We start from the raw sequence: 8,983 nt of genomic DNA, 5'->3' as shown, positions 1-8,983 counted from the left end.
CATCGAAGGCGAGATCCAGCAATTGCCGGCCGATCATCCGGTGACGGAACTTTGGCAGGTGATGAGCGGAACCGCACCCGGCCGGCAGACGGCCGAACAGATCACGCTGTTCGACAGCGTCGGCTTTGCCACCGAGGATTTTTCCGCCCTGCGCTATGTGCGCGACATCCTGATCGCCGGAGGAAAAATCGACTATCTCGACCTCTTGGCCGATCCCGACGAGCCACGCGATCTGTTTGGCATGCTGCTGCGCCATAAGGCGCGGCAGCAGACATAGGCTGAAGTGGGCTCAGTAGGATGCGGCGGCAATCGGCGGCGGCGCTTCGCCCCTGGCGCGGGCCTGCTGGATGGCCCGATACTCGCCCATGGCGGCAAGGCCGCTGTCGCGCAGCAGCGCCACGTCATAGGGGCCGGGAATGAATCGGTAGCCGCGTTCCAGCAGGTCATGCACATTGGCCCCCGCATTCGGCACCGTGCCCATGATCTTGCCGGCGGAAAGGATATCGCGCTCGGCCTTGCGGGCCAGCGCCTGCACTTCCGGATGGCCGGTCTGTCCCAGCCGGCCGATGGAGCCGGCGAGATCATTGATGCCGATGAAGATCACGTCGGCGCCCTCGATTGCCGAAATTTCGGCCGCATGCTCGACTGCCGTATAGGATTCCAGCTGTAGCACGATCAGCATGTTGGCATTGGCCTTCTCGAGGTAATCCGGCTCGGTGCCATAGCTTGAGGCGCGCACCACGCTTGCCGCATAGCCGCGAATGCCCTGGGGCGGGTAAAGGCAGGCCTTCACCGCATCGGCCGCCGCATCCGGCGTGTCGACCTGCGGGATCATCACCGACTGTACGCCGCCGTCGATGACGCGCTTCAGGAAGACATGATCGTTCCACGGCACACGCACGACGGGCGGCGTTGGTGTGGCCTCGATGGCGCGCAGCGCGTCCACGATGTCGCGCGTCTCACCCAGGCCATGCTCATGGTCGGCCAGCAGGAAATCAAAGCCGAGATGGCCAAGGATTTCGCAGTTGGTCGGTGAGCCGCCGCCGACCCAGCAGCCATAGGCGGCATCTCCGGCAAGGAGGCGGGCTTTGAGATGGTTGGGCTTGAACATGAGCAGATACCTTGCGTGGGAACCGGAATGATGTCGATGAAGGCTTCAAAGCCTCTGGTGCAACCTTAACCGCGCCGTGCGCGGTCGCCTACCGCAAATTACCGGCCGAAGGCGAGCGTGCAGCGCACTGCCGAATCCCAGCCGTCGAGCAGGCGCCGGCGTTCGTCCGCCTGCATCGAGGGGACGAACTGCCGCTCGCGGTGCCAATCGGCCGCAAAACCCAGCCGGTCGGGCCAGATGCCGGCGCCGTGGCCCGCAAGCCAGGCCGCCCCGAGCGCCGTCACTTCCGGCGATGCCGAGCGATCGACGGCAACGCCCAGAATGTCGGCCAGCCGCTGCATGGTCCAGTCGTTTGCGGCCATGCCGCCATCGACACGCAGCAGCGTATCGGCATTGCCCGGCCAATCCTTGCGCATGGCGCCAAGCAGATCGCGGGTCTGGAAGCAGACCGATTCCAGCGCTGCCCGGGCAAATTCCGCAGGGCCCGTGTTGCGCGTCATGCCGAACATGGCGCCTCGCGCCTCCGCATCCCACCAGGGCGCGCCAAGGCCGGTAAAGGCCGGCACCAGATAGACGGCCTGGCCTGGATCGGCGCTGGCCGCAAGCTCTGCGGTTTCCGATGCCTTGCCGATCATCTTCAGCCCGTCGCGCAGCCATTGCACGGCCGCGCCCGCGATGAAGATCGAGCCTTCGAGCGCATAGTGGATTTCGCCGTCGAGCCGATAGGCAATGGTAGTTAGCAGCCGGTTCTTCGAGGTTACCCGGTCCTTGCCGGTATTCAAAAGGGCAAAGCAGCCGGTGCCGTAGGTGGATTTCATCATGCCGGGCGTGAAGCAGGCCTGCCCGATGACGGCGGCCTGCTGGTCGCCCGCCACGCCGCGAATGGCGATGGCACCACCGAAGAGATCCGGGACCGTCTCGCCGAATTCATCGATATTGGAAAGGATCTCCGGCAGCATCGAGGCTGGGATGTCAAACAGTCGAAGCAGATCCTCGTCCCAGGTGGCGGTGCCGATATTGCACAGCATGGTGCGCGACGCGTTCGTCACGTCGATGACGTGGCGCCTGCCGCCGGTCAGCTTGTAGATCAGCCAGCTGTCGACGGTGCCAAAGGCGAGATGCCCCGCTTCGGCGGCGGCCCGAGCGCCCTCGACATTGTTCAGCAGCCAGGCGATCTTGGTGGCGGAAAAATAGGGGTCGATCAACAGGCCTGTCCGCTCTGCCACCAGATCGGCATGGCCGTCCGCCCGCAGGCGGGCACAATGGTCTGCCGTGCGCCGGTCCTGCCAGACGATGGCACGGTGAATAGCCTTGCCGGTGCGCCGGTCCCAGACCAACGCCGTCTCGCGCTGATTGGTGATGCCGATGGCGGCAATGTCTGCGGCGGTGACGCCGGCTGTTTCCATGGCTTTGCGCGCTGTCTCAAGCGTCGTCGTCCAGAGATCCTCGGCCTCATGCTCCACCCAGCCCGACTGCGGAAAATGCTGGGGGAATTCCAGCTGGCCGGTGCCGCGGCTCTTGTAGGCGCGGTCGAAGATGATCGAGCGGGTGGACGTGGTGCCCTGGTCGATGGCGAGAATAAAGTCCTTCATGCGGCAGATCCCTTGTCCGTCATGGCGTGCAGATCATGGAGGACCGGCCAATCGAACCGATCCTTGAATACGCCGTTTGGATGTGCCGGTCGCGGCTGTGCTTCGCAGGCCCGAGCCTGCATGCGATGGCATTGCCTGCTCGCCGACGTCATCTCCTCCGCGCCCGTCGCTCCCAACGACAGCCTTGACTTGGTAGCATAATTGGCGGGCGGCAAAAGCCCTCCGTGGCGGCTTTTGAAAGTGTTCGCGTTCACCAGGCATGACGTGGGACGGAAGGACAGGCCGGCACCTGGACGCCGGCGTCCCGTATTTTCCATACAGAAGCTGCGCGCGCGGTTCAGTCCCGCGCGTCGATCTCGATCAGGATGACGCTGGGGCAGCCCTCGAGGGAAACCGCGGGATCGCCCGCGTCAATCAGGACGCAGTCCCAGGTCTGCAGTGTCTCGGCGCCGTCTTCCGATGCCAGCTTCAGATTGCCTTCCGGGCAAAAGACGGCGCGGGTCGAGCGGGAGGGTGGCAGATCGAGCGGCAAGGACAGACGATGCACCGTGTGGCTGAGGCGCTTGCGCTGCGTCATCACGTTGAGATCGATCACCGGGCCATCGACAAGAACCGCGCCGGCCGCCACGTCGGCGTGGAACGGCAAGGGGGCGGATCCTCGCGTCAGCGTGACCTCCGGCTGATCCCCGATGGTGAGGATCATGCCGGCACCTGACAGGATCGTCAGGGTACGGTCCACATCCTCGAAAGTCGAAAATGGGCCGTCCGCGTCCACGGTTGCCATGCTGATGCGCCAGTCGAAGGCATTGAGGGCGGCGTCCGGCGGAAAGATGGCGATTTCCGCCGTCTCACCGCCGCCGTTCTTCCACGGCATGCGCCTGTAGTTTTCTGACTTGAGGATCTGCATCGTCAGTTGCCGAGGATGCCGGGCAGGCGCAGGCCCTTGTCCTTCGCGCAGTCGAGCGCGATGTCGTAGCCCGCATCGGCATGGCGCATGACGCCGGTGGCCGGATCGTTCCACAGCACGCGCTCCAGCCGGCGGGCGGCATCGTCGGTGCCGTCAGCGCAGATCACCATGCCGGAATGCTGGGAAAAGCCCATGCCGACGCCACCGCCGTGATGCAGCGACACCCAGGTGGCACCCGAAGCGCAGTTCAGAAGTGCGTTGAGAAGCGGCCAGTCGGACACCGCATCCGAGCCGTCCTTCATCGCTTCCGTTTCGCGGTTGGGGGAGGCGACGGAGCCTGAATCGAGGTGGTCGCGACCGATCACCACCGGCGCCTTCAGTTCGCCGTTCCTGACCATCTCGTTGAAGGCGAGGCCGAGCTTGTGGCGATCGCCGAGGCCCACCCAGCAGATGCGGGCGGGAAGCCCCTGGAAGGCAATGCGCTCGCGCGCCATGTCCAGCCAGTTGTGCAGGTGCTTGTTGTCCGGCAACAGTTCCTTCACCTTGGCATCGGTCTTGTAGATGTCTTCCGGATCGCCGGAGAGGGCGGCCCAGCGGAAGGGTCCGATGCCGCGGCAGAACAGCGGGCGGATATAGGCCGGCACGAAGCCCGGGAAGGCAAAGGCGTTCTCGAATCCTTCTTCCTTGGCGACCTGGCGGATGTTGTTGCCGTAATCCAGCGTCGGAATGCCCATGTTCCAGAAATCGACCATGGCCTGCACATGGACCTTCATCGAGGCGCGGGCGGCGGCTTCCACCGCCTTCGGGTCGCTTTCCTGCTTGGCGCGCCATTCGGCGACCGTCCAGCCGGACGGCAGATAGCCATGGATAGGATCATGCGCCGAGGTCTGGTCGGTGACGATATCGGGCTTCACGCCGCGACGGACGAGTTCCGGGAAGACGTCCGCCGCATTGCCGACCAGGCCGACGGATTTTGCTTCGCCCGCCTTGGTCCACTGGTCGATGAGGGCGAGCGCCTCGTCCAGCGTATGGGCCTTGGCATCGACATAACGGGTGCGCAGGCGGAAATCGATGCGGGTCTCGTCGCATTCGACGGCAAGGCAGCAGGCGCCGGCCATGACGGCGGCAAGCGGCTGCGCGCCGCCCATGCCGCCGAGGCCGCCGGTCAGGATCCACTTACCCTTCAGATTGCCGTTATAGTGCTGGCGCCCGGCTTCCACGAAGGTTTCGTAGGTGCCCTGCACGATGCCCTGCGTGCCGATATAGATCCACGAACCGGCGGTCATCTGGCCGTACATGGCCAGCCCTTTCTTATCCAGCTCGTTGAAATGGTCCCAGGTGGCCCAGTGCGGCACGAGGTTGGAATTGGCGATCAGCACGCGCGGCGCATCCTTGTGGGTGCGGAACACGCCGACCGGCTTGCCGGACTGGACGATGAGGGTTTCTTCCTCCGTCAGCGTCTTCAGCGTCTCGACGATCTTGTCGAAATCGTTCCAGGTGCGGGCAGCGCGGCCGATGCCGCCATAGACCACCAGCTCGTGCGGGCGCTCCGCAACGTCAGGATCGAGATTGTTCATCAGCATGCGCAGAGGCGCTTCCGTCATCCAGCTCTTGGCCGTCAGTTCGGTGCCCTGCGGCGCGCGGACCTCGCGAATATTGTGGCGTGGATTGGTCATGGGTCGTCTCCCCTCAGCGTGTCAGATTAAGCGCGATCGCTTCGATGCGCTCCAGAATGGTCTTGAGATGGGCCCGAAGCTCACCCGCCTTTGCGTCGTCATAGGCAAAGGGCGGCGCTTCGGTGGCGAGGTGGCTGATCTGCGCGAGTTCCATCTGGATCGCGTGAACGCCCGCCTGCGGCGTGCCGTAATGGCGCGTCGTCCAGCCGCCCTTGAAGCGGCCGTTGAGAATGCTGCTATAGCCTTCGGCCCGGGCGGCAATGTCCGCCGTCGTCTGCTCGATCGCCGCATCGCAACTTTCGCCGGAATTGGTGCCGATGTTGAAATCCGGCAGCCGCCCCTCGAACAGGAAGGGAATTTTGGAACGGATCGAGTGGCAGTCATAGAGCACCGCGACGCCGTGCAGCGCCTTCACCCGCTCGATTTCGGCGGCAAGCGCGGCATGATAGGGGGCGTGGAAACCCGCCAGCCGTTCGGCGATATCCGCCTCCGTCGGCTGCTGTCCATCCGTCCAGATTGGCTTACCATCGAAATCCGTTTCCGGAATGAGGCCGGTGGTGTTCTGCCCCGGATAGAGGCTCGTTCCCGACGGATCGCGATTGGCATCGATCACGTAACGATGGAAGGTGGCGCGCACCGTCGTGGCATTCGGCAACAGGCCGGCATAGAGGTGGTGGATGTGCCAGTCGGTATCGGCAAGCAGCTTGCCGTTGTCGTTCAGGCGGTCCCAGATGGCCGGCGGAACCTCGGTTCCCGTATGCGGGAAGGCGAGGATGGCGGGCGAGGTGCCACGGGTGATTTCGAAGGTTGTGGTCATCAACGCTCTCAAGTCTTGTTACAGGGGTAGGCCACGGACGGTGCACATCATGACATCACCCCTCCAGGCCCGGCAGGATGCCGGCGGAGACGCTGGCAACGAGCGTACCCTCGGCCACCAGCCGGCCGGCGGCCTCCAGATCCGGGGCCATGTAGCGATCCTCTTCGAGCGTCGGGACTGCGGAACGCAGGGCGGCCATGGCCTTCTGCAGTTCCGGGCTGGTTGTCAGCGGGCTACGAAATTCCACGCCCTGCGCTGCCGTCAGCGCCTCGATGCCAATGATGGAAAACAGGTTATCGGTCATCTGCAGCAGACGCCGCGCACCGTGGCAGGCCATCGACACATGGTCTTCCTGATTGGCGGAAGTGGGCGTCGAATCGACCGACGCCGGATGCGCCATCTGCTTGTTTTCGCTCATCAGGGCTGCCGAGGTGACTTCCGCGATCATCAGGCCGGAATTCAACCCGGGCTTCTTCGCAAGGAAGGCCGGCAGGCCATAGGAGAGGGCGGGATCGACAAGAAGCGCGATGCGGCGCTGGGCAATCGCCCCGATTTCGCAGACGGCAATGGCGATCTGGTCAGCCGCGAAGGCGACGGGTTCTGCATGGAAATTGCCGCCGGAGACGACGCTCATGTCGGAAAGCACCAGCGGATTGTCGGTCACCGCATTGGCTTCGATTTCGAGCGTGCGGCCGGCCATGCGCAACAGATCGAGACACGCGCCATCCACCTGCGGCTGGCAGCGGATGCAATAGGGATCCTGCACGCGCTCGTCCCCTTCCAGATGGCTCTGGCGAATGACGGAACCGTCCAGAAGCGCGCGCAGCGCCGCCGCCGTATCGATCTGGCCCTTGTGGCCACGCAGGGTATGGATGTCTTCGGTGAACGGCGCAGACGAGCCCATCGCCGCATCGGTCGAGAGCGCGCCGGTGATCAGCGCCGCCTTCGCGGCCCGGTGAGCGCGGAACAGGCCTGCGAGCGCGAGCGCGGTCGAAGCCTGCGTGCCGTTGATCAGCGCCAGCCCTTCCTTGGCCGCCAGCACGACGGGCGTAAGGCCGGCCCGGCGCAAGGCCTCGGCACCGGACAGGCGTTCGCCCTGATAAAAGGCGTCTGCCTCACCCATCATCACGGCGGCCATATGGGCGAGCGGAGCGAGGTCACCGGAGGCGCCGACCGAGCCCTTTTCCGGGATGAGCGGCGTCACCCCCTTGTCCAGCATGCCCTCGATCAGCCGCACCAGATCCAGCCGCACGCCGGAGGCGCCGCGGCCCAGCGACACGAGCTTCAACGCCATGATGAGACGCACGATGGCCTCCGGCAGCGGCTGCCCGACGCCGCAGCAATGCGACAGGATGAGATTGCGCTGGAGGGTCGCCGTATCGGCGGCATCGATCTTGATCGAGGCGAGCTTTCCGAAGCCGGTATTGATGCCATAGACGGGCGCATTGCCGGCCGCAATCTGGGCAATGCGGGCGGCAGCCTTTTCGATGCCGGCATCGAAGCTGCGGTCCAACACGGCGGCTTCGCCGGTCCAGTAGATCTGCGCAAGTTCCGCCAGCGTGACACGGCCGGGATGAAGGGGGATGGTCATGCAAGAACTCCGGCAGAGGAAAAGGTCGTGCGGCCGTTCCACACCCGCTGGACGAGCGGGTTGAAGCCGATGCGGTAGACGAGTTCGGCGGGGCGTTGGATATCCCAGAGCGTGAAGTCGGCGGCCTTGCCGGCCTCCAGCGTGCCGGTTTCGTCCTGCAGCCCCAAGGCCTTCGCCGCCTCGCGCGTGACACCCGCCAGGCATTCCTCGACGGTGAGGCCAAACAGCGTGGCGCCCATGTTCATGGTCATCAGAAGGGAGGTGAGGGGGGAGGTTCCGGGATTGCTGTCGGTCGCAAGCGAAATCGACGCTCCCGCCGCCCGCAGCGCCTTCACGGGCGGGTGCTGCTTTTCGCGCAACGTGTAGAAAGCGCCGGGCAGCAGCACGGCGACGGTTCCGGCCTCAGCCAGTGCTGCAGCGTCCTCGTCCGCCAGATATTCCAGATGATCGGCCGAGAGCGCACCATAGGCGGCGGCAAGCCTTGCCCCCTTCAGGTCCGACAGCTGTTCGGCATGCAGCTTGACGGGCAGGCCAAGCACTTTTGCCTCATCGAAGACGCGGGCGATTTCGGCCGGCGAAAACGCAATGCCCTCGCAGAAACCATCAACCGCATCGACAAGGCCTTCTGCATGGGCGGCACGCAGGCCGGGGATCACGATTTCGCTGATGTAATCGCCATTGCGGCCCTTGTATTCGGGCGGCGTCGCATGAGCGGCAAGCCAGGTGGTGAGAATGCGCACGGGGCGGATTTCGCCCAGCCTGCGGGCCGCACGCAGCATGTTCAGCTCACCCTCGATGCTGAGCGCATAGCCGGACTTGATCTCGACGGTGGAAACACCCTCCGCGATCAGCGTATCGAGCCGGGGCAGGGCAGCGGCCACGAGCTGATCGACCGTCAGCGCATTGGTGGCCTTGACGGAGGAGACGATGCCGCCGCCGGCGCGGGCGATCTCTTCATAGGTGGCGCCCGCAAGCCGCATCTCGAACTCCATGGCGCGGTTGCCGCCATAGACCAGGTGCGTGTGGCAATCGATGAAGGAGGGCAGCATCAGGCGGCCGCCGCAATCGATCACCTCGGCATTGTCGGCAATGTCTGCCGGCATGGCATGAGCCGGGCCGACGAACAGGATGCGCCCACCCTCTGCCGCCAGCACGCCGTTTTCGATGATGTCAGTCCCTGCCTCATTCGAAAGCGTGGTGATCCGCGCGTTCCGCCATAGCCTGCGACCGGCACTTGAAGACTCTCCTGAAAAATCGCGTCCTGCCATCGTTCTTTCGCCTTCCCTTTG

7 protein-coding genes and 1 pseudogene are annotated in these 8,983 nt (G+C 64.7%); 1 reads left to right on the top strand and 7 read right to left on the bottom strand.

The window, feature by feature from the left end; all coding sequences use genetic code 11:
• Window positions 1–277, top strand: a pseudogene (locus tag ACEXP3_RS09220) (ornithine cyclodeaminase); the annotation flags it as partial.
• A 12-nt stretch (window positions 278–289) separates the two neighbouring features.
• Here the strand turns inward: ACEXP3_RS09220 and ACEXP3_RS09215 are convergent.
• From ACEXP3_RS09215 to hutI, 7 genes are all read right to left on the bottom strand, one after another.
• Window positions 290–1,111, bottom strand: coding sequence for an HpcH/HpaI aldolase family protein (locus ACEXP3_RS09215; RefSeq protein WP_377296983.1), 822 nt, complete (start codon window positions 1,109–1,111; stop codon window positions 290–292).
• Between the two features lie 98 nt (window positions 1,112–1,209).
• Window positions 1,210–2,703, bottom strand: coding sequence for a glycerol kinase GlpK (glpK, locus tag ACEXP3_RS09210; protein WP_377296982.1), 1,494 nt, complete (start codon window positions 2,701–2,703; stop codon window positions 1,210–1,212).
• Between the two features lie 337 nt (window positions 2,704–3,040).
• On the bottom strand, window positions 3,041–3,610 hold the full coding sequence (locus ACEXP3_RS09205) for a HutD/Ves family protein (protein WP_377296981.1): 570 nt from the start codon (window positions 3,608–3,610) through the stop codon (window positions 3,041–3,043).
• 2 nt (window positions 3,611–3,612) lie between these two features.
• Window positions 3,613–5,286, bottom strand: coding sequence for a urocanate hydratase (hutU, locus tag ACEXP3_RS09200; RefSeq protein ID WP_210107001.1), 1,674 nt, complete (start codon window positions 5,284–5,286; stop codon window positions 3,613–3,615).
• A gap of 13 nt (window positions 5,287–5,299) precedes the next feature.
• Window positions 5,300–6,103: an N-formylglutamate deformylase gene (gene hutG / locus ACEXP3_RS09195; RefSeq protein WP_377296980.1), complete on the bottom strand. Its 804-nt coding sequence runs from the start codon at window positions 6,101–6,103 to the stop codon at window positions 5,300–5,302.
• A 55-nt stretch (window positions 6,104–6,158) separates the two neighbouring features.
• Window positions 6,159–7,694 carry a histidine ammonia-lyase gene (hutH, locus tag ACEXP3_RS09190; protein WP_377296979.1) on the bottom strand — a complete coding sequence of 512 codons (1,536 nt, stop codon included), beginning with the start codon at window positions 7,692–7,694 and terminating at the stop codon, window positions 6,159–6,161.
• Entirely contained in the window at window positions 7,691–8,962 is a 1,272-nt protein-coding gene (gene hutI / locus ACEXP3_RS09185; RefSeq protein WP_377296978.1) for an imidazolonepropionase, read from the bottom strand. Before hutI ends, hutH begins: the two co-directional genes overlap by 4 nt.
• Window positions 8,963–8,983 lie beyond the last annotated feature (21 nt).

Origin of the sequence: Neorhizobium fuzhouense (genome assembly GCF_042611105.1) — a bacterium.
GTDB lineage: Bacteria > Pseudomonadota > Alphaproteobacteria > Rhizobiales > Rhizobiaceae > Neorhizobium > Neorhizobium galegae_A.
Note: the sequence above shows the minus strand (reverse complement) of the source record. Positions and strands in the feature narration are given on the sequence as shown.